Raw genomic sequence first — 19,196 nt, forward strand, 5'->3', positions numbered from 1 at the left:
CCGCTCCTCCACACCGCTCCACGACCCGCCCGGACCGCTCCCCGGAGGGCTCCCGGACGGCCTGGCGAGCCGTGCGCGCTGCGTGGCGAGCCCACGGCCCTCCACCGGCCCTCCCCGGCGCCCCACGCCTCTGACCTGCGTCGACGGCGCGATCAGACCGTCACTCCGGGTCGATGCACGTTGACCGTGGAGGAAAGTGGAGTACGGTGGAGGAGTCCGGTCCGCCAGGACCGGACGACGACCCGTCCGGGTGGGGGTGCGCGGTGTTCCTCGGAACCCACACACCGCGTCTGGACGACAAGGGTCGACTGATCCTCCCGGCTCGTTTTCGGGACCAGTTGCTCGACGGGCTGGTCATCACCAGGGGGCAGGAACGCTGCCTCTACATCTTCCCCATGCAGGAGTTCCAGCAGATGCACGAGGAGATGCGGCAGGCGCCGCTCACCAACAAGGAGGCGCGCGACTACCAGCGCGTCTTCCTGTCGGGTGCCTCGAGCGAGCTGCCGGACAAGCAGGGGAGGGTCACGGTCCCGCCGCTGCTGCGCACCTACGCCGGACTCGAACGTGACGTCGCCGTCATCGGTGCCGGCGCCCGCGTCGAGCTCTGGGACCTGCCGACCTGGGAGACCTACCTCGACGAGGTGGAACCCGCCTTCGCGGGCCAGCGCGAGGAGGTCCTCCCGGGGATCCTGTGATCCCCGACCTCCGGATCGAGGTCGAGACACCGACCGTCGGCCGCGGCCTCCAGCCGCTCTGTCCCGCCGGTCCTGACGCCACTTCCCCGGCGCCAGGGCCATCGGAGCACGAGCGGATGGGGACCGCGGCCGACGGCCGCCGCTCCGCAGGGGCAGCAGGAAGCAGTGGCACGCAGGAACCCGGGGGGTGACGACGATGGACGAGGACGACCCGCGGGGCGACGCGCAGGGCAGGGCGGACGACGCCGCCCGTCGTCACGCCTCCGTGATGCTGGAGCGCTGCACGCAGGTGCTGTCCCCGGCCCTGGGGCACCCCGGCGCGGTGAGCGTCGACGTCACCCTCGGCATGGGCGGGCACGCCCACGAACTCCTGCGCCGCCACCCGGACCTCCGCCTCGTCGGGATGGACCGTGACCCGCAGGCCCTGGAACTCGCCGCCGCCCGCCTGCACGAGTTCGCCGACCGGGTCACCCTGGTGCACAGCGTCTCCGACGGTCTCGACGACGCCCTGGACGACCTGGGGATCGAAACCGTCGACGCGGTGTTCTTCGACCTCGGTGTCTCCTCGCTGCAGCTCGACGAGGTCGAGCGGGGTTTCTCCTACTCCCGCGACGCGGCCCTGGACATGCGCATGGACCGCGGCGCGCCCACCACGGCGGCCGACGCCCTCAACTCTTACTCGCACAGCCAGTTGACGCGGATCCTCCGGATCTACGGCGAGGAGCGCTTCGCCCCGCGCATCGCCTCGGCGATCGTCCGCGAACGTGAGCTGGAACCCTTCACCACCTCTGCGCGACTGGTGGACCTGGTGCGCGCCAACGTTCCTGCCGCCACCCGGCGCACCGGCGGCAATCCGGCCAAACGCACTTTCCAGGCGTTGCGCATCGAGGTCAACGACGAACTCGGCGTCGTGGAGCGGTCGCTGCCGGCGGCGTTCGAACGGCTCGCGCCGAACGGTCGGCTCGCGGTGCTGACGTTCCACTCCCTCGAGGACCGCATCGCCAAGAACGTGCTGCGGGAACTCTCGACGAGTTCCGCCCCGCCCGACCTGCCTTTCGTGCCAGCGGGTTCCGGCCCGCGAGCGGAACTCCTGACCCGCGGGGGGGAAACCGCCGACGAGCAGGAACTGGCGGAGAATCCGCGCGCCGCGTCGGCGCGCCTCCGCGCCGTGCGTCGCCTGCCCCGCGAAGATCGTGACAGTTCAACCGGAACGGACCCGGCGTCGAGGCGCCGGAAACGCGCCGGTGGCCGAACCCCCGGGAACTCCGGTTCCCCCCGCGAAGACCAGCAGTTCGAGACCGCAGACCACCTCGAGCCGGACGAGCCCGGCACGACCGACGGAAGGACGCCGTGATGAGCCAGCCCCTGATCGCGGCCCGGAACGCTCCGGTCCGCCAGCTCAAGTCGCGTCAGGACGCGGCCGCCGCCCGTCCCGAACTGCAGGTCATCACCCCGCCCGCCATCCGTCGGCTGCGCATCCCGCTCCCCGTCGCGTGCGTGCTCATGCTGACGCTCGGTCTGTTCGGGCTGCTCATGACGAACATCGCCATCGCCGGTGACGCCTACCAGATCACCGACCTGCAGGTCACGTCCCAGCGTCTCGCCGACCAGCAGCAGGCGGCCGCGGAGTCGCTGGCCGCCGCGTCCTCGCCCGGGCAGCTCGCGGCGAAGGCGCAGACGCTCGGCATGGTCCCGGCGCCCGACGCGGTGCACCTCACCGGGAGCTCCGCCGTCGGCGACCCGACACCGGCGCCGAAGGCGTCGAACCCTCCGGCCCAGGGTGAGACCCCGAGCAACTGACGGTCGACCCACCGACGCGTCACAAGCCCGCCCCGAAGTCCCGAGAGGTCACCGCGTGTCCCGACTCCGTCGCAACCGCTCCCACGGCTCCGGCGACGGCGCGCCACGTCCCGACATGCGGATGCGCGTCTACAGCGTCGGCGTCCTGTTCGGGCTGACGGTCCTCGGTGGTCGCCTCGTCCAGCTGCAGGGGGCCGACGCGTCGTCCCTGGCCGAGGACGCCCTCAAGCAGCGGACGTCGAAGACGAAGCTCTACGCCAAGCGCGGGGACATCCTCGACGACAAGGGCGTGGTCCTCGCGACCTCGGTCGAACGGCGGGACGTCATCGCCGACCCCTCGACGATCGAGACGTTCAACACCGACCAGGCCGACGGGTCGAAGTACAAGGACTCCCTCGGCCAGGGACCCGCCGGCGCGGCCGCGCTGCTGGCGCCGATCCTGGGGATCGACGAGCAGACCCTCACCACGAAGCTCACCAAGAAGCGCCCCAAGGACCGGTACGCCGTCGTCGCCGTCGGCATCACCCCCGAGTTGTGGCAGCAGGTCGCGGACGCGGGGGTCAGCGGCATCACCTCCAAGCGCCAGACCCAGCGGATCTACCCGACGGGGTCGGCCTCCTCCACCCTGGTCGGGGTGCTCGGCACGCCCGTCACGGACGAGAAGACGGGGGTCGTCAGCGACTACCCCATCGGCGGTCTGGAGCTGGCGAAGAACACTCTGCTCACCGGTACGGACGGCTCGATGAAGTACGAGCGGAGCCTCGGTGGTCAGGAGATCCCGTTGGGAGACAGGGAGACCGTCGAACCCGTCGACGGCACCTCGCTGCACCTGACCATCGACTCCGACCTGCAGTGGAAGGCGCAGTCGGCGATCGTGGCCAAGGTCGCGGAGACCGGTGCCATCTCCGGAACCGTCGTCATCATGGACAAGCAGCAGCGGCTGCTCGCCCTGGCCAGCGCCCCGAGCATCGACCCCGCCAACATGACGAACCTGACCAACAACCAGCTGCTGAACACGGCGCTGACCGAGGCGTTCGAGCCCGGCTCGACGGCGAAGGTCGTCACCCTGGCGGCGGTCCTGGAAGAGGGCGAGTTCACGGCGAACTCGCCGTTCACGGTCCCCGGTGAACTGAAGAAGTTCGACAAGGTCTTCCACGACTCCCACCCCCACGGGGACGAGAAGCTCACTCTGGCCGGGATCCTCGCCCAGTCGAGCAACATCGGCACGATCATGGCCGGCGAGAAGCTCGAAGCGGAGAAGCTCTACGAGTACCAGCGGGCCTTCGGTTTCGGCAGCAAGACCACGCTGAACTTCCCGGGGGAGACCGCGGGCATCGTGGCCAAACCCGATGACTACTCGGGAACCCAGCGCTTCACCGTCATGTTCGGCCAGGGGCTGTCGGTCAACGCGGTCCAGGCCGCCTCGGTCTTCGCGACCATCGCCAACGACGGGGTCCGCATCGAACCGACGCTGATCGCCGGGACGTCGGACCCGAACGGGAACTACGTGGCCGGAGCGGCCGGCGATTCCTCCGTGGTGGTGAGCCCCGCGACGGCGAAGACGTTGCGGGACATGATGCAAGCCGTGGTCAGCGAGGAGGGGACCGCTGCCGCCGCGGCGATCCCGGGTTACCTCGTCGCGGGCAAGACCGGTACCGCCTCGCGCTACGACCAGGACCTCGGCCGGTACTCCGGCTACACCGCGTCGTTCATCGGACTGGCCCCGGCCGACGACCCGGAACTGGTCGTCGCGGTGATCCTGCAAGGTCCGAAGACCAACTACTTCGGTGGTTCGGCCGCGGGCCCCGTCTTCAAGGACGTCATGTCCTACGCCCTGTTGCAGCGCGGGGTGACGCCGTCCGCCGAACCGGCCGCCGGTCTCCCGCTGACCTGGGGCGGTGACCAGGGTGCCGAGGCCGAGATCAGCCAGGGTGCCGTCGCGGACAGCACGGGGGCGCAGTGATCCGCCGACCGGAACGCACCGAGGACGTGACACGCAGGGCGAGCGGTACGGGCGCCCCCACGAGGACGGGTAGCCTCCCACCGTGCCGTTGAACGACGGCCCGGACGCTCTCGGCGCCCGCGGCCCGCTGAACCTCTCGGACGTCGCGCAGGTCCTCGGTACCTCGCTCGTCGGCGGTCCCACGACCCCTCCTGGCCCCCCGGTGACCGGGGTGACCCTCGACTCCCGTCGGGTCGGCGCGGGTGACCTCTACGCGGCCCTGCCCGGCGCCAACGTCCACGGTGCCGCCTTCGCCGCGCAGGCCGCCGCCGCGGGGGCCGTCGCCGCCCTCACCGATCCCGACGGGGCCGGCCTCGTCACCGCCGCCGGTCTGCCGGTCCTCGTCGTGGACGAGCCCCGCGCAGTCCTCGGTGACCTCGCGGCCCGCATCTTCGGCCGCCCCGGCGACCGCCTGCGCACCGTCGGCGTCACCGGCACGAACGGCAAGACCACCACCGCCTACCTGCTCGAGTCGCTGCTGCGCTCGGTGGGCTGGACCACGGGCCTGCTGGGGACGGTGGAGACCCGCATCGCCGGTGAACGCGTCGAGAGCGTGCGCACCACCCCCGAGGCGCCCGACCTGCACGCGCTGCTCGCCCGGATGGTCGCGGCGGGGGTGCAGGGCTGCGCGCTGGAGGTCTCCAGCCACGCCCTGGCCCAGCACCGCGTCGACGGACTCGTCGTGGACGTCGCACTGTTCACCAACCTGTCCCAGGACCACCTGGACTTCCACGGGTCGATGGCCGACTACTTCGCCGCCAAGGCCCTGCTCTTCACCCCCGCCCACGCCCGGGCCGGGGTCGTCTGGGTCGACGCCGCGGACGAGGACCGGTGGGGTCTGCAGCTGGCCGCACGCGCGAGCGTCCCCGTCACGACGGTCGGGACGGCCGGGACCGACTGGCTGGTCTCCCTGGTCGACGTCGGCCGGGCCTCCAGCTCGTTCCGACTGAGCCGGGGCGACGTCGTCCTGGACCTGGTCTGCCCGCTGCCGGGGGACTTCAACGTCGCGAACGCGGCGCTGGCCGTCGTGGCCGCGCTGCAGCTCGGGCTGGCCCCCGCCGAGGTCGTGGCCGGGCTGGCCGCGGCGGACGGCGTCCCCGGTCGGATGCAGCCCGTCCCGGCCGCCGAGGACGCCCCGCTCGTCGTCGTCGACTACGCCCACACCCCCGACGCGCTCGAGCGGGTGCTCCGGGCGTTGCGGGAGATCACCCCGGGTCGCCTCGTCGCCGTCTTCGGTGCCGGCGGGGACCGCGACCGCGGCAAGCGGCCGTTGATGGGGGCCGCCGTCGCCGCCCTCGCCGACGTCGCCGTGGTCACCGACGACAACCCCCGTTCCGAGGACGCCGCGGCGATCCGCGCCGCCGTGCTCGCCGGGGCGGGGTCCGGGCACGCCGAGGTCGTCGAGGTCGCCGACCGCGCCGACGCCATCGCGGCCGCCCTCGAGCGCTGCACCGGACCGGGGGACACCGTGCTGCTGGCGGGCAAGGGCCACGAGACGGGTCAGGAGAGCGCGGGCGTCGTGACGCCCTTCGACGACCGGGCGGTCGCCGGGGCGGCGTTGCAGCAGTGGCAGCGGAGCAGGTCCGCGGCCCTACCAGGGGGTGTGTCGTGATCGCGCTGACCGCGGCGGAGGTGGCGGAACTCACCGGAGGCCGCCTCCTCGCCGGGACCGGGTCCACCGAGGTGACCGGACCGGTCGTCATCGACTCCCGGGCCGCCGTCCCCGGGTCCCTGTTCGTCGCGCTGCCCGGGGAACGGGTCGACGGTCACGACTTCGCCGCTGCGGCCGTGGCCGCCGGGGCGGGCGTGGTGCTGGGCGAACGCGTGGTCGACCTCGACCCGGCCGCCGCCCTGGTCGTCGTCGACGACGCGGTCGCGGCGCTGGGGAGGCTCGCCCGGGGCGTGCTCGACCGGCTGCGCGCCAGACCATCGCACGCCGGAGTGGCCGGCCCGCTCGTCGTCGGCGTCACCGGCAGCCAGGGCAAGACCACGACCAAGGACCTGCTCGCGCACGTCCTCGCGCCCGGCGGTCCCGTCGTGGCCCCCGTCGGCAGCTTCAACAACGAGATCGGTGCGCCCCTGACCGTGCTCCGCGCCGACGAGGCGACGGCGTCGCTGGTGGTCGAGATGGGCGCCCGCGGGATCGGTCACATCGCGACCCTCTGCGCCATCGCCCCGCCCGACGTCGGCGTCGAACTGGTCGTCGGGTCCGCGCACGCAGGGGAGTTCGGCTCCCTCGAGGCGACGGCGCTCGCCAAGGGCGAACTCGTCGAGGCGCTGACCGCCGACGGTCTCGCGGTGCTGAACGCCGACGACGACCGCGTCGCCGCGATGGCGTCCCGGACCCGGGCCCGCGTCCTCACCTTCGGTCGCAGCCCGGGCGCCGACGTCCGCGCGGTGGACGTCGAGCTCGACGACCGCGCACGGGCGCGGTTCACCCTGCAGCACGCCGGCGCCACTGCCCCCGTCACGCTCCGGTTGCACGGCGAGCACCAGGTCACCAACGCCCTGGCCGCGGCGGCCGTGGCCCTCGGGACGGGCCGGGCCCTGGCCGAGGTGGCGGCCTCGCTGTCCACCGCGGAGGACCTCAGCCCGGGCCGCATGCAGGTCGTCGAACGGGCCGACGGGGTCACCGTCGTCCACGACGCCTACAACGCCAACCCCGACTCGGTGCGGGCCGCGCTGAAGGCGCTGGTCGGCATGGCCACGACCCCCTCGGGGACGCGACGCACCTGGGCCGTCCTGGGCGAGATGCTCGAACTCGGCCCGGCCTCGCGCGACGAGCACGACGTGATCGGGCGACTCGTCGTCCGCCTCGACGTCGACCAGCTGCTGGTCGTGGGGGCCGGTGCCCGCCCGATCTACACGGGAGCCGTCATGGAGGGCTCCTGGGGTGAGGAGGCGGCGTTCGCCACCGACGTCGACGACGCGCTGGAGTTCCTGCGGCCACGGCTGCGTCCCGGCGACGTCGTCCTCGTGAAGTCCTCGAACGGAGCCGGCCTCGCCCGGCTCGCGACCACCCTCATCAGCACCCCCACCAGCACCCCCACCAGCACCACGGACAGCACGCAAGCTACGGAGGCGTCGAACTCGTGAGGACCGTCCTCATCGCGGGAGCGTTCTCGCTCGTCGTCTCCCTCTTCGGGACGCCGCTCTACATCCGCTGGCTCGTCAAGCGCGGGTACGGGCAGTTCGTCCGTGACGACGGCCCGACGAGCCACCACACCAAACGCGGTACCCCCACCATGGGCGGTGCCGTCATCATCCTGGCCGCGCTGCTGGCCTACGGGGCGGCGCACCTGTTCACGGGGTGGACCCCGACGGCGTCGGGGCTGCTCGTGCTCCTGCTCATGACCGGGCTGGGGATCGTCGGTTTCCTCGACGACTTCCTCAAGATCTCCAAGCAGCGCAGCCTCGGGCTGACGGCCCGGGCGAAGCTCGCCGGTCAGGGGATCGTCGGGATCGTCTTCGCCGTCCTGGCCCTGCAGTTCCCGGCGGCCTCGCGCGGCGGCGCCACCCCGGCGTCGACGCACATCTCGATCCTGCGCGACACCTCCCTGGACCTCGCGGTGTTCGGGGCCGTCGGTGGGACGATCCTGTTCGTCGTCTGGGCGCTGGTCATCACCTCGGCGGTGAGCAACGGCGTGAACCTCACCGACGGTCTCGACGGTCTCGCGACCGGGGCGACGACGATGGTGCTCGCCGCCTACGTCCTGATCTGCACCTTCCAGTCCAACCAGAGCTGCTACACGCTGCGCGAGGTCGAGGCCCGCTGCTACGAGGTGCGCGACCCGCGCGACCTCGCCGTCGTCGCGGCCGCGGTGATGGGTGCCTGCTTCGGGTTCCTCTGGTGGAACGCCAGCCCCGCGAAGATCTTCATGGGCGACACCGGGTCCCTGGCCCTCGGCGGTGCCCTGGCCGGGCTGGCGATCCTGTCCCGCACCCAGATCCTGCTGATCCTGCTGGGCGGGTTGTTCGTCATCATCACGCTGTCGGTGATCCTGCAGGTCGGGGGGTTCAAGCTGACCAGGAAACGCATCTTCCGGATGGCCCCGTTGCAGCACCACTTCGAGTTGGCGGGCTGGGGTGAGGTCACCATCGTCATCCGGTTCTGGATCATCGCCGGGTTGTTCGTCTCCCTCGGCCTCGGGGTCTTCTACGCGCAGTGGGTGACGGGCGGATGACCGTGTTCGAGAGCTGGCTGGGCAACCCCAACCCGCGCGCCGACGACACCGACCGCGTGCGCGAACTGCGCCACCTGACCTCCCGCTGGTCCGGCCTGCGCACCCTGGTCACCGGGATCGGGGTCTCCGGTTTCGCCGCGGCCGACGCGCTGCTCGAGGTGGGGGCCGAGGTCGCCGTGGTGGACTCCGCGACCGGGGAGACCCAGCAGGAGAAGGCCCGCCTGCTCGAGGTCCTCGGCGCGACCGTGCTGCTGGGACCCGAGCACGTCGCCACCCCGCCGCAGCCGTGGGACGCCTACGACCTCGTCGTGACCTCGCCCGGCTGGCACCCCGACGCCGAACTCCTCGTGGGGGCCGCCCGGGCCGGGGTCCCCGTCTGGGGCGACGTCGAACTCGCCTGGCGGATGCGTCCCGAGACGGGCGCCGCGCCGTGGCTGACGCTGACGGGCACGAACGGCAAGACGACCGTGGTCGAGATGGCCGCGGAGATGCTCCGCGCCGCCGGGTTGCGGGCCACCAGCGCGGGCAACGTCGGGACCCCGCTGGTCGAGGCCCTGCGCCACCCGCACGGTTTCGAGTTCCTCGCCGTGGAGCTCTCCAGCTACCAGCTGCACTGGCTGTCCACCGACGTGGAGAACTCCGTCCGCCCGCTGGCGGCCGCCGTCCTCAACGTCGCGCCGGACCACCTCGACTGGCACGGGTCGATGGAGGCCTACACGCTCGCCAAGGGCCGGATCTACCAGAACACCGAGGTCGCCTGCGTCTACAACGTCGCCGACCCGGTGACCGAGGACCTGGTCCGCGAGGCCGACGTCGTCGAGGGCGCGCGGGCCATCGGGTTCACCCGCACCGTGCCGGGGCTGTCGATGCTCGGGCTGGTCGAGGACGTCCTCTGCGACCGCGCGTTCGTCGAGCAGCGCCGGGACAACGCCGCGGAACTCTGCTCCCTCGCCGACCTGCGGCCGGAGGGCTCGAGCGAACCCGTCCCCCCGCACACGGTCGAGAACGTCCTGGCCGCCGCCGCGCTGGTCCGGGCGGCGGGCGTCCCGCAGATCGCCGTCCGCGACGGGGTCCGGGCGTTCCGCCCTGCGCCGCACCGGGTCGCGACCGTCGCGGCGCCGAGCGCCGCGACGGGTGAGGTCCGCTGGGTCGACGACTCCAAGGCCACCAACCCCCACGCCGCGAACGCCTCGCTGGGGACCTTCGAGAGCGTCGTCTGGATCGCCGGCGGGGACGCCAAGGGCGGGTCCTTCGACGACCTGGTGACGACCCACGGGCCCCGGATGCGGGGCGCGGTCCTGCTGGGAGCGGACCGTGCGCTGGTGGCCGACGCGCTGCGACGACACGCGCCCGAGGTCCCGGTGGTCGAGGTGGACCTCCCGCAGACTGGCGAGGTGAGCGACCTGATGGATGCCGTGGTGGCCCGCGCCGCCGAACTCGCGCAGCCCGGCGACACCGTGCTGCTCGCCCCGGCATGCGCCTCCTGGGACCAGTTCCGCTCCTACGGCCACCGCGGCGACGAGTTCGCCGCCGCCGTGACCCGACGGTTCCCCCGGGGTTCCTGACGTGGCGGTCACGGGACAGGAACGCACCCGCCCGAAACCGCCGGCGGCCGGGAAGCGCGCGCCGAACTGGCGTCGTCCCGTCTGGCTGGACGCGACGGGGGAGTGGGTCCGCGACCGGGTCCGGTTGCTGGAGTCGCCGTTGGCGACCCACCACGTGCTGCTCGGGACCACGGCGATGCTCGTCGTCATCGGACTCGTCATGGTGCTCTCGAGTTCCAGCGTCGAGTCGCTGACCGAGAAGGGCACCCCGTACTACTACTTCCGCAACCAGGCGACGTTCGCCGTCCTCGGGGCCGTGGTCCTGATGATCGCGAGCCGGGTCCCGGCCCGACTCTGGCAGCGGCTCGCGCTGCCCGCCCTGTTCGCGTCCGCGTTCCTCCAGCTGCTGGTCTTCGTCCCCGGTCTGGGCAAGTCCGTGGGCGGCAACCGGAACTGGATCCACGTCGGGTCCTTCACCGCCCAGCCCTCGGAGGCCGCCAAGGTCGCGCTGGTGCTCGCCCTCGCCCTCGCCCTCTCCCGACGGCGGGAACAGCTGGGCGAGCCGGGGAAGCTGCTCGGCGCCATGCTGCTCCCCGTCGGGCTCACGGTCGGGATCGTGCTGCTCACCAAGGACCTCGGGACCGCGTTGATCATGATGGTCATCGTGGCCGTCATGCTCTGGGTCGCCGGCGTCCCGGCGAAGTGGTTCGCCCTCGCCGGTGCGGGTGGGGCCCTGCTGGCGACGTTGCTGGTCGTGACGAGCGAGAACCGGGTCGGTCGCGTCAAGGATTGGCTCGTCGGCACGGCCGACACCCAGGGACTGTCCTGGCAGCCCGTGCAGGGCAAGTACGCCCTCGCTTCCGGCGGGTGGTGGGGTCTCGGCCTGGGGGCCAGCCGCGAGAAGTGGTCCTGGCTGCCCGAGGCCCACAACGACTTCATCTTCGCGATCATCGGCGAGGAACTCGGCCTGCCCGGGACGCTCACGATCCTCGCGCTCTTCGGCGTGCTCGCCCTGGTCACCCTCCGCCTGGTCCGGCGTTCGGGGAACTTCTACGCCAAGCTCGCCGTCGCCGGTTTCGCCGCCTGGATCCTGGGTCAGGCGACGTTGAACGTGGCCGTGGTGCTCAGCCTGCTGCCGGTCATCGGCGTTCCGCTGCCCTTCATCTCGGCGGGTGGTTCGGCCCTGGTGCTGACCCTCCTCGGGATGGGCATCCTGCTCTCCTTCGCGCGGGCCGAACCCGGTGCGCCCGAAGCCATCCGGACCCGGGAGTCGGTGGTCGCCCGTTCGCTGGCCGTGCTGCCGCGCCGGACCCCGACCCAGCGCACGCGCACGACGAAGGGTTCCTGAGTGAACGTCCTGCTCGCCGGCGGGGGGACGACGGGCCACGTGGCCCCGTTGCTCGCCACCGCCGACCGCCTGCGCGCCCGGGACGCGTCCTCGCGTCTGCTGGTGCTCGGCACCGCCGAGGGGATCGAGGCCCGCCTCGTCCCGCAACGCGGGTACGCGCTCGCCGTCGTCCCCCGGGTGCCGTTGCCCCGCAAGCCCTCCGCCGACCTGCTGCGGTTGCCCGGCAGGTTGCGCGCCGCCGTCGCGGCGGCGCGGACGGCCCTCGAGGACGTCGAGGCCGACGTCGTCGTCGGGTTCGGCGGCTACGTCGCGACGCCGGCCTACCTCGCGGCCCGCCGGGCGGGGATCCCCGTCGTGGTCCACGAGCAGAACGCCCTGCCGGGCATCGCGAACCGCCTCGGCGCCCGCTGGGCGAAGAGCGTCGCCGTGACGTTCCCCGGCACGCCGTTGCCGCACGCCGTGCACACCGGGATGCCGCTGCGCTCGGAGATCACCGCCCTGGCCCGGGCGAGCGACCGGGCGGCGCTGAAGCGGGCGGCCCGCGTCGAGCTCGGCCTCGACCCCGACGCGCCGACGCTGCTGGTCACGGGCGGTTCACTGGGCGCGCAGCGGCTCAACGAGGTCTTCGGGGCCTGCGCCGCGGAGCTCACCGCGGCCGGCGTCCAGGTGCTGCACGCCTCCGGGCGGGGCAAGCAGGTCCCGCTGGCCGTCGGCGCCGACGAGGGCCGCTACGTCGTCCGCGACTACCTCGACGGCATGGACACGGCCTACGCGGCGGCGGACCTCGTCGCCTGCCGCAGCGGCGCCGGAACCGTCAGCGAACTCACCGCGGTCGGGTTGCCGGGCGTGTACGTCCCCCTGCCCATCGGCAACGGCGAACAGCGCCGCAACGCCGAGTCCGTCGTCGCGGCCGGCGGCGGCGTCCTCGTGGCCGACGCCGACCTCGACGCGGCGTTCGTGCGCGAGCGCGTCCTCCCGCTGGTCACCGACCCGCAGGCGCTGGCCGCGGCGGCCGCGGCGGCGGCGGGGTTCGGGATCCACGACGGTGACGAGAAGCTCGCCGACCTCATCGAGGCGGTGGCCCGGTGAACGGGCTCGAGGACCTGGGGCGGGTCCACCTGCTGGGGATCGGCGGGGTCGGCATGTCCGGGATCGCCCGGTTGCTGCGCGGTCGCGGGGCCGAGGTCTCCGGGACCGACTCGGCCGCCTCGGAGACGCTGGAGCGGTTGCGGGAGCTGGGGATCGCGACCTTCGTCGGGCACGACCCGGCGAACCTGGGCGACCTCGGCGCCGGGGACACCCTCGTGGTCAGCTCCGCGGTCCGGGCGGGCAACCCCGAACTCGTGGCGGCCCGGGAACGGGGCCTGCGGGTGCTGCACCGCTCCGAGGCGCTGGCGGCCCTGATGGTCGGTCGGGCCGGGGTCGCCGTCGCGGGGACCCACGGCAAGACGACGACCTCCTCGATGCTCGGCGTCGCCCTCTCCGCCGCCGGGTTGGACCCGTCCTACGCCATCGGGGGCGAACTCACCGGGGGCAGCGACGGCGGCGCCCGGGACGGTTCGGGTCCCTTCGTCGCCGAGGCCGACGAGTCCGACGGGTCGTTCCGCGCCTACGCCCCCGTCGTCGACGTCGTGACGAACGTCGAACCCGACCACCTGGACCACTACGGCACCGCGGAGGCCTACGCCGCGGCCTTCGAGGAGTTCGTGGCCCGGCTGCTGCCCGGTGGCCTGCTCGTCGCCTGCGCCGACGACGCCGGGTCCGCCGCGCTCGTCGAGCACGCCCGGGCCCGGGGGGTCCGGGTCCGGACCTACGGGACGGCCGGCACCGCCGACGTGCGGCTCGAGGACGTCCGCCCGGGCGTCGCGCCCTCGGCGGTCCTGCTCGACGGGGAGGACCGGCGCGAGCTGCGCCTCGTCGTGCCCGGCCACCACAACCTGCTCAACGCGGCCGCCGCCTACTGCGCGGCCGTCGAGCTCGGCGCCGACCCGGTGCCCGTCCTCGAGGGGCTGGCCCGCTTCGGCGGGGCCCGGCGCCGCTTCGAGCTCAAGGGCGAGGCCGCGGGCGTGCGCGTGGTCGACGACTACTCCCACCACCCCACCGAGGTCGAGGCGCTGCTGCGCGCCGCGCGTCCGGTGGCCGGGGACGGGCGGGTCGTCGTGGTCTTCCAGCCGCACCTGGTGAGCCGCACGCGCACCTTCGCGACGGAGTTCGGCCGCGCCCTCGGCCTGGCCGACGAGGTCGTCGTCCTCGACGTCTACGTCGCGCGGGAGGACCCCGATCCCGACGTCACGGGCGCGTCGGTGGCCGACGCCGTCCCGCTGCCGCCCGGGCACGTGCGGTTCCTGCCGGACCGCTCCGCCGCGGCCGAGGTCCTGGCCGGCACCGTCCGCGCCGGCGACCTGCTCCTGACCGTCGGCGCCGGCGACGTCACCACGCTCGGACCCGAGGTCCTCGCCCTGCTGGCGGCCCGCTGATGCCCGCGCGTCCGACCCGTCCCCGCCGGCCCCCGTCGTCCCCGCCCGCCCCGGCACCGCGCGACGTCGAGGCGCCCCGGACGAGCGGCGCCCCGCAGCGACGTCGCGCGGTGCGCGCGGCCGCCCAGGCCCCGGCGCACGCCCCGCGGAAGCCCGCGGTGGCCCGTCCGCGTCCGGTGGAGGGGGGCGCTGCGGCCCCCGGACGCCCCGCCGGTCAGCAACGACCGCGGGTGGCCGACCTCGCCGGGGCCCGTCGTGCCCGCCGCCGCCGTCCCGGTCGACGCGCGATCGGTGTCCTGGTCGGTCTCGTCGTGGTCCTCGCCGCCGGTCTGTGGGCGTTGTTCGGTTCTCCGTGGTTGCGCGTGGACCAGGTCCGCATCACCGGGACCGAGCGGACCGACCTGGCCGCGGTGCAGGCCGTCGTGGACGGCCAGCAGGGGCGGGCTCTGGCCCGGGTGAACACCCGGGCGCTCGCGTCCGACGTGTCCTCCCTGCCGCTGGTGGAGAGCACCGACGTGACCCGTTCGTGGCCCTCCACGCTGCTCGTCACGGTGCACGAGCGGCAGGCCGTCGCGGCCGTCCCCTCGACCGGTGGGGGAGTCGACCTCGTCGACGGTGGGGGCACCGTCCTCGTCCACGAGGACGCCGCGCCGACCGGTGTCCCGACGGTGGACGTCGACGTGGCGAGCGCCGGCAACGACTCCCTGCAGGCCGCCATCACGGTGAACTCGACGCTGTCCACCGCGGTCCGTTCGAAGGTGGCGTCGATCTCGGCGACGACACCGGACGCGGTCAGGTTCCGGCTGATCGACGGCCCGGAGGTCGTCTGGGGTGACGACAGCCGGCCCGAGCGCAAGGCCGAGGTCCTGCTCCGGCTGCTGCAGGACCCGACGGCGGCCGGGGCGAAGGTCCTCGACGTCTCGGCGCCCGACGCGCCGGCCGTCACTCCCTGACGCGGACTCCGCCACCCCTCCACCAGGTGTAGTTCGCTGATCACACTGAGTCATATGTGCCCCTGATCCCAGATCCGTCCAGGGTGTTGTCGCGACACGCCGTGCCAGCTGTTGCAGTTCACCCGCTTCGCTCCCTACGGTCACCACCCAGCAGAAGTGACATAACGTTGACCCTCTACTTGAGGGTCAGGGTTGGCACCACAGCCCCGAGAAGCAAGAACCCAGGCGAAAGAGGCGAGAGGCACTCACCGTGGCAGCTCCGCAGAACTACCTAGCGGTCATCAAGGTCGTCGGCGTCGGCGGCGGCGGTGTGAACGCGGTCAACCGGATGATCGAGGTCGGCCTCAAGGGCGTCGAGTTCATCGCCGTCAACACCGATGCGCAGGCGCTCCTCATGTCCGACGCCGACGTCAAGCTCGACGTCGGTCGTGAACTCACGCGCGGGCTCGGCGCCGGCGCCGACCCCGAGGTCGGCCGCAAGGCCGCCGAGGACCACGCGGAGGAGATCGAAGAGGTGCTCAAGGGCGCCGACATGGTCTTCGTCACCGCGGGCGAGGGCGGTGGCACCGGTACCGGTGGCGCACCCGTCGTGGCCCGCATCGCGCGCTCGCTCGGCGCCCTGACCATCGGTGTCGTCACCCGCCCGTTCACGTTCGAGGGTCGCCGCCGCGCGAACTCGGCCGAGAGCGGCATCGCGGAACTCCGCGACGAGGTCGACACCCTGATCGTCATCCCGAACGACCGGCTGCTGTCGATCTCCGACAAGCAGGTCAGCATCCTCGACGCCTTCCGCTCGGCCGACCAGGTGCTGCTCTCCGGTGTCCAGGGCATCACCGACCTCATCACCACGCCGGGTCTCATCAACCTCGACTTCGCCGACGTGAAGTCGGTCATGCAGGGGGCCGGTTCGGCCCTCATGGGAATCGGTTCGGCCCGGGGCGACGACCGCGCCATCCAGGCCGCGGAGTCGGCGATCTCCTCCCCGCTGCTCGAGGCGAGCATCGACGGCGCGCACGGCGTCCTGCTGTCCATCCAGGGTGGTTCCGACCTCGGTCTCTACGAGATCAACGAGGCCGCCCGCCTCGTCCAGGAGGCCGCGCACCCCGAGGCCAACATCATCTTCGGTGCGGTCATCGACGACGCCCTCGGTGACGAGGTGCGCGTCACGGTCATCGCCGCGGGCTTCGACTCCGGCACCCCCGTCCGTCGCCGCGACGAGCGTGCGCTCGGCCAGGTCTCGGGTCGTCCGCAGCAGGGCAGCGCCGTTCCGCCGCGCACCACGCGTCCGGACACCTGGGGTGCACCGGTGGCCCCGGCCCAGCCGCAGTACTCCGAGCAGCAGCCCCCGGCCCAGCAGCAGCCGGCCCAGCAGCCGCCCGCCCAGCAGCCGCAGGCCCCGGCGCAGCCCGCCTACGCGCAGGCTCCGTCGCGTCCCTACGGTCAGCAGGAGTACGCCCCCTCGCAGTACTCCCAGCCGCAGTACGCCCCCTCGCAGTACGGCCAGCAGCCGGCGCAGCACGCGCCCCAGCAGCAGCCCGCGGCCCAGCAGGCGCCTCAGGTCGTGCCCGGTGAGGACCCGGTCCAGGTCCCGCGGATCATCGAGCTGCCCCAGGACACCGCGTCCGTGCGGCGTCCGGGACGTCCGCGTCCCGAGGAGGACGACCTGGACGTGCCCGACTTCCTCAAGTGAGGTCCGGGCGTCCCCGTGGTTGAACAGCACGTCCCCCTCGTGGACGCCGGCCTCCCGGTCGGCGTCCACGGTGGGTTCACCACCCGTGCGGGCGGCTCCGGCCGTGCGCCCTACGACGGTCTGAACCTCGGGGACCACGTCGGTGACGATCCCGACGCGGTCGCCGCGCACCGGGACGCGGTGCGCCGCGCCGTGGGCGCCACCCGTCTCGTCGTGGGTGAGCAGGTCCACGGGGCCGACGTCGTCGAGGTGACGAGCGCCCCGGCGACGGGGACCCCCCGTGCCGACGCCCTCGTGACCTCCGTCCGCGGTCTCGCCCTGACCGTCGTCGTCGCCGACTGCGTCCCCGTCCTGCTGGCCGACCCCGCGGCGGGACTCGTGGGCGTCGCGCACGCCGGCCGCCCGGGCCTGCTCGCCGGGGTCGTCCCCGCCGTCGTCGCCGCTCTGCGCGCACGCGGAGCCACCGACATCACCGCGGTCCTCGGCCCCTCCATCTGCGGCGGCTGCTACGAGGTCCCGCAGCAGATGGCCGACGACGTCGCGGAGCGGGTCCCGGCCGCCCGCGCGCGGACCCGGTGGGGGACCCCCGCCGTCGACGTGGCCGCCGGCGTGCTCGCGCAACTGCACGACCTCGGGGTCGTGGCGACATCGGTCGGGCGCTGCACCTACGAGCATGACGACCTGTTCTCCTACCGGCGCGACGGCCGGACCGGCCGCAGCGGGGGCGTCGTGGTGCTCCGGTGAACCGCGACCAGGAACTCTCCTCGAACCTCGCCGCGGTCCGGGACCGGATCGCCGCCGCGGCGCGCTCCGCCGGACGTGCTCCCGCCGGACTCACCCTCGTCGTCGTCACGAAGTTCTTCCCGGCCGTGGACGTCCGCGTGCTGGCCCACCTCGGGGTGCGCGACGTGGGGGAGAACCGCGACCAGGAGGCGTCGGCGAAGGCTGGTGAACTGGCGTCGGAGTTCCCCGACCTGCACTGGCACTTCGTCGGTCAACTGCAGAGCAACAAAGCGCGTTCGGTCGCCCGCTACGCCGACTCCGTGCACTCGGTGGACCGGATCAAGCTCGCTGAGGCGCTCGGACACGCTGCGGCGCAGGAGGGCCGGGAACTTGGTTGCTTCGTGCAGGTGGACCTCGCCACCGCTCTCGGGCTCACCGGGGACACCGGTCGCGGGGGCGCCGCGGGGGAGGACGTGTTCCGCGTCGCCGACGCGGTGGCCGGGCACGACGCCCTCCGTCTGCGCGGGTTGATGGCCGTGGCGCCGCTGGGGGTGGACCCGGGTGCCGCCTTCGAGGTGCTGGCCCGGACCGCGCAGCGCCTGCGCGGGCACCACCCCGGGGCGGTCGAGCTCTCGGCGGGGATGAGCGGTGACCTCGAGCAGGCCGTGGCCGCCGGCGCGACACACCTGCGTGTCGGCAGTGCCATCCTGGGATCGCGCCCTCCTGCGCGGTAGCGTCCCTCATGTCCGGTCCCTTGGCCGGACGCACGACACAGGACGAGATCGAGCACATCCCGAGGAGCCTGCGATGGCCGGCGCGCTGCGCAATGCGATGGTCTACCTCGGCCTCGCGGAGGACGACCGCTACGCCGAGGACGGCGAGGTGGAACAGTCGCGTCCCCGGACCGAGCCCGCCCGTGAGGTGCGCACCGAGTCCCGGCACGAGTCGCGGCAGGAAGCCCGACCCGAGGTCCGGCACGAGCCGCGACCGGACCTGTCCGTCGAACGTCGGCCCAGCCCTTCGACGACCACGGCCCAGGTGACCCCGATCAGGAAGCAGGTGGCCCACGTGGTTCCCCAGACGTCGTCCTCGTCCGTCGCCGAGCTGCACCGGATCACCACGATCCACCCGCGGACCTACAACGAGGCCAAGACCATCGGCGAGTCGTTCCGCGAGGGCGTCCCCGTGATCATGAACCTCACCGACATGGACGACTCCGACGCCAAGCGTCTGGTCGACTTCTCGGCCGGTCTGGTCTTCGGCCTCCACGGCGCGATAGAGCGTGTGACCAACAAGGTCTTCCTGCTCTCGCCGGCCAACGTCGAGGTCGCCTCCCAGGAGGAGGAACGCCCGACCGAGCGAACCTTCTTCAACCAGTCCTGAACTGGTCGTGACCACACAGCGCCATCAGGCAGGATGAATCCGTGGCCGTGGTCTTCAAGCTCGCCGAGTTCATCGTCCTGATCTTCTTCATCTGCCTCATCGGCAGGTTGGTCCTCGACTGGGTCCAGGCGCTCTCGCGCGAGTGGCGGCCGCGGGGTCCGGTGCTGGTGGGGGCGGAGGCCGTGTACACGGTGACCGACCCGCCGCTGAAGCTGCTGCGGCGGATCCTGCCGCCGCTGCGTCTCGGTGCCGTGCAGCTGGACCTGGCCTTCCTGGTGCTGGCCATCCTGTGCTCGATCCTGATGCCCACCTTCGAGGGTCTGGCGAGGACCGCCGCGTTGTCCTGACCTCCCGCGCAGGCGAGGGTTGGGGCCGTACGCGGGCCCGGCCGCACCAC

Annotated in this window: 17 protein-coding genes; all 17 read left to right on the plus strand. The window is 73.0% G+C overall.

The window, feature by feature from the left end:
- Positions 1-263 precede the first annotated feature (263 nt).
- The 17 genes from mraZ to AC0I8G_RS21695 all read left to right on the plus strand — a co-directional run bounded on the left by mraZ (position 264) and on the right by AC0I8G_RS21695 (position 19,146).
- Positions 264-695, plus strand: coding sequence for a division/cell wall cluster transcriptional repressor MraZ (mraZ, locus tag AC0I8G_RS21615; RefSeq protein WP_328295686.1), 432 nt, complete (start codon positions 264-266; stop codon positions 693-695).
- A 196-nt stretch (positions 696-891) separates the two neighbouring features.
- The gene (gene rsmH, locus AC0I8G_RS21620) at positions 892-2,049 is read left to right on the plus strand and encodes a 16S rRNA (cytosine(1402)-N(4))-methyltransferase RsmH (protein WP_471731816.1); all 1,158 of its coding nucleotides are present in this window, start codon (positions 892-894) and stop codon (positions 2,047-2,049) included.
- Complete coding sequence (ftsL, locus tag AC0I8G_RS21625; protein ID WP_471731775.1) at positions 2,049-2,495, plus strand: cell division protein FtsL; 447 nt, start codon at positions 2,049-2,051, stop codon at positions 2,493-2,495. The genes rsmH and ftsL overlap by 1 nt, the downstream gene beginning before the upstream one ends.
- Positions 2,496-2,550: 55 nt before the next feature.
- Complete coding sequence (locus tag AC0I8G_RS21630; RefSeq protein WP_471731776.1) at positions 2,551-4,458, plus strand: peptidoglycan D,D-transpeptidase FtsI family protein; 1,908 nt, start codon at positions 2,551-2,553, stop codon at positions 4,456-4,458.
- Positions 4,459-4,540: 82 nt separating this feature from the next.
- A complete protein-coding gene (locus AC0I8G_RS21635; protein WP_471731777.1) occupies positions 4,541-6,109 on the plus strand; it encodes a UDP-N-acetylmuramoyl-L-alanyl-D-glutamate--2,6-diaminopimelate ligase in 1,569 nt (522 codons plus the stop codon).
- Complete coding sequence (locus AC0I8G_RS21640) at positions 6,106-7,593, plus strand: UDP-N-acetylmuramoyl-tripeptide--D-alanyl-D-alanine ligase (protein ID WP_471731778.1); 1,488 nt, start codon at positions 6,106-6,108, stop codon at positions 7,591-7,593. The genes AC0I8G_RS21635 and AC0I8G_RS21640 overlap by 4 nt, the downstream gene beginning before the upstream one ends.
- Positions 7,590-8,681 carry a phospho-N-acetylmuramoyl-pentapeptide-transferase gene (gene mraY / locus AC0I8G_RS21645; protein WP_380260044.1) on the plus strand — a complete coding sequence of 364 codons (1,092 nt, stop codon included), beginning with the start codon at positions 7,590-7,592 and terminating at the stop codon, positions 8,679-8,681. The genes AC0I8G_RS21640 and mraY overlap by 4 nt, the downstream gene beginning before the upstream one ends.
- A complete protein-coding gene (murD, locus tag AC0I8G_RS21650) occupies positions 8,678-10,246 on the plus strand; it encodes a UDP-N-acetylmuramoyl-L-alanine--D-glutamate ligase (protein ID WP_471731779.1) in 1,569 nt (522 codons plus the stop codon). Before mraY ends, murD begins: the two co-directional genes overlap by 4 nt.
- 1 nt (position 10,247) lies before the next feature.
- The gene (gene ftsW / locus AC0I8G_RS21655) at positions 10,248-11,573 is read left to right on the plus strand and encodes a putative lipid II flippase FtsW (protein WP_471731780.1); all 1,326 of its coding nucleotides are present in this window, start codon (positions 10,248-10,250) and stop codon (positions 11,571-11,573) included.
- A complete protein-coding gene (gene murG / locus AC0I8G_RS21660; RefSeq protein WP_471731781.1) occupies positions 11,574-12,662 on the plus strand; it encodes an undecaprenyldiphospho-muramoylpentapeptide beta-N-acetylglucosaminyltransferase in 1,089 nt (362 codons plus the stop codon). It abuts the gene before it with no gap.
- Positions 12,663-12,715: 53 nt separating this feature from the next.
- Positions 12,716-14,050 carry a UDP-N-acetylmuramate--L-alanine ligase gene (murC, locus tag AC0I8G_RS21665; RefSeq protein WP_471731817.1) on the plus strand — a complete coding sequence of 445 codons (1,335 nt, stop codon included), beginning with the start codon at positions 12,716-12,718 and terminating at the stop codon, positions 14,048-14,050.
- Complete coding sequence (locus AC0I8G_RS21670; RefSeq protein WP_471731782.1) at positions 14,050-15,003, plus strand: cell division protein FtsQ/DivIB; 954 nt, start codon at positions 14,050-14,052, stop codon at positions 15,001-15,003. The genes murC and AC0I8G_RS21670 overlap by 1 nt, the downstream gene beginning before the upstream one ends.
- A gap of 250 nt (positions 15,004-15,253) precedes the next feature.
- A complete protein-coding gene (gene ftsZ / locus AC0I8G_RS21675) occupies positions 15,254-16,693 on the plus strand; it encodes a cell division protein FtsZ (RefSeq protein WP_471731783.1) in 1,440 nt (479 codons plus the stop codon).
- A gap of 15 nt (positions 16,694-16,708) precedes the next feature.
- Entirely contained in the window at positions 16,709-17,437 is a 729-nt protein-coding gene (pgeF, locus tag AC0I8G_RS21680) for a peptidoglycan editing factor PgeF (RefSeq protein ID WP_471731784.1), read from the plus strand.
- Positions 17,434-18,150 (plus strand): YggS family pyridoxal phosphate-dependent enzyme, encoded by a 717-nt coding sequence (locus AC0I8G_RS21685; RefSeq protein ID WP_471731785.1) that lies wholly within the window; start codon positions 17,434-17,436, stop codon positions 18,148-18,150. Before pgeF ends, AC0I8G_RS21685 begins: the two co-directional genes overlap by 4 nt.
- Positions 18,151-18,223: 73 nt before the next feature.
- Positions 18,224-18,799, plus strand: coding sequence for a cell division protein SepF (locus AC0I8G_RS21690; RefSeq protein WP_328295700.1), 576 nt, complete (start codon positions 18,224-18,226; stop codon positions 18,797-18,799).
- Positions 18,800-18,840: 41 nt separating this feature from the next.
- Positions 18,841-19,146: a YggT family protein gene (locus AC0I8G_RS21695; RefSeq protein ID WP_328295701.1), complete on the plus strand. Its 306-nt coding sequence runs from the start codon at positions 18,841-18,843 to the stop codon at positions 19,144-19,146.
- Positions 19,147-19,196 lie beyond the last annotated feature (50 nt).

This window comes from Kineococcus sp. AC630 (assembly GCF_979255925.1).

Coding starts and splice junctions, on each gene's coding strand:
- rsmH (WP_471731816.1), top strand. CDS start 892: ATGGACGAGGACGACCCGCGGGGCGACGCGCAGGGCAGGGCGGACGAC.
- ftsL (WP_471731775.1), top strand. CDS start 2,049: ATGAGCCAGCCCCTGATCGCGGCCCGGAACGCTCCGGTCCGCCAGCTC.
- murD (WP_471731779.1), top strand. CDS start 8,678: ATGACCGTGTTCGAGAGCTGGCTGGGCAACCCCAACCCGCGCGCCGAC.
- murC (WP_471731817.1), top strand. CDS start 12,716: ATGTCCGGGATCGCCCGGTTGCTGCGCGGTCGCGGGGCCGAGGTCTCC.
- AC0I8G_RS21670 (WP_471731782.1), top strand. CDS start 14,050: ATGCCCGCGCGTCCGACCCGTCCCCGCCGGCCCCCGTCGTCCCCGCCC.
- AC0I8G_RS21690 (WP_328295700.1), top strand. CDS start 18,224: ATGGCCGGCGCGCTGCGCAATGCGATGGTCTACCTCGGCCTCGCGGAG.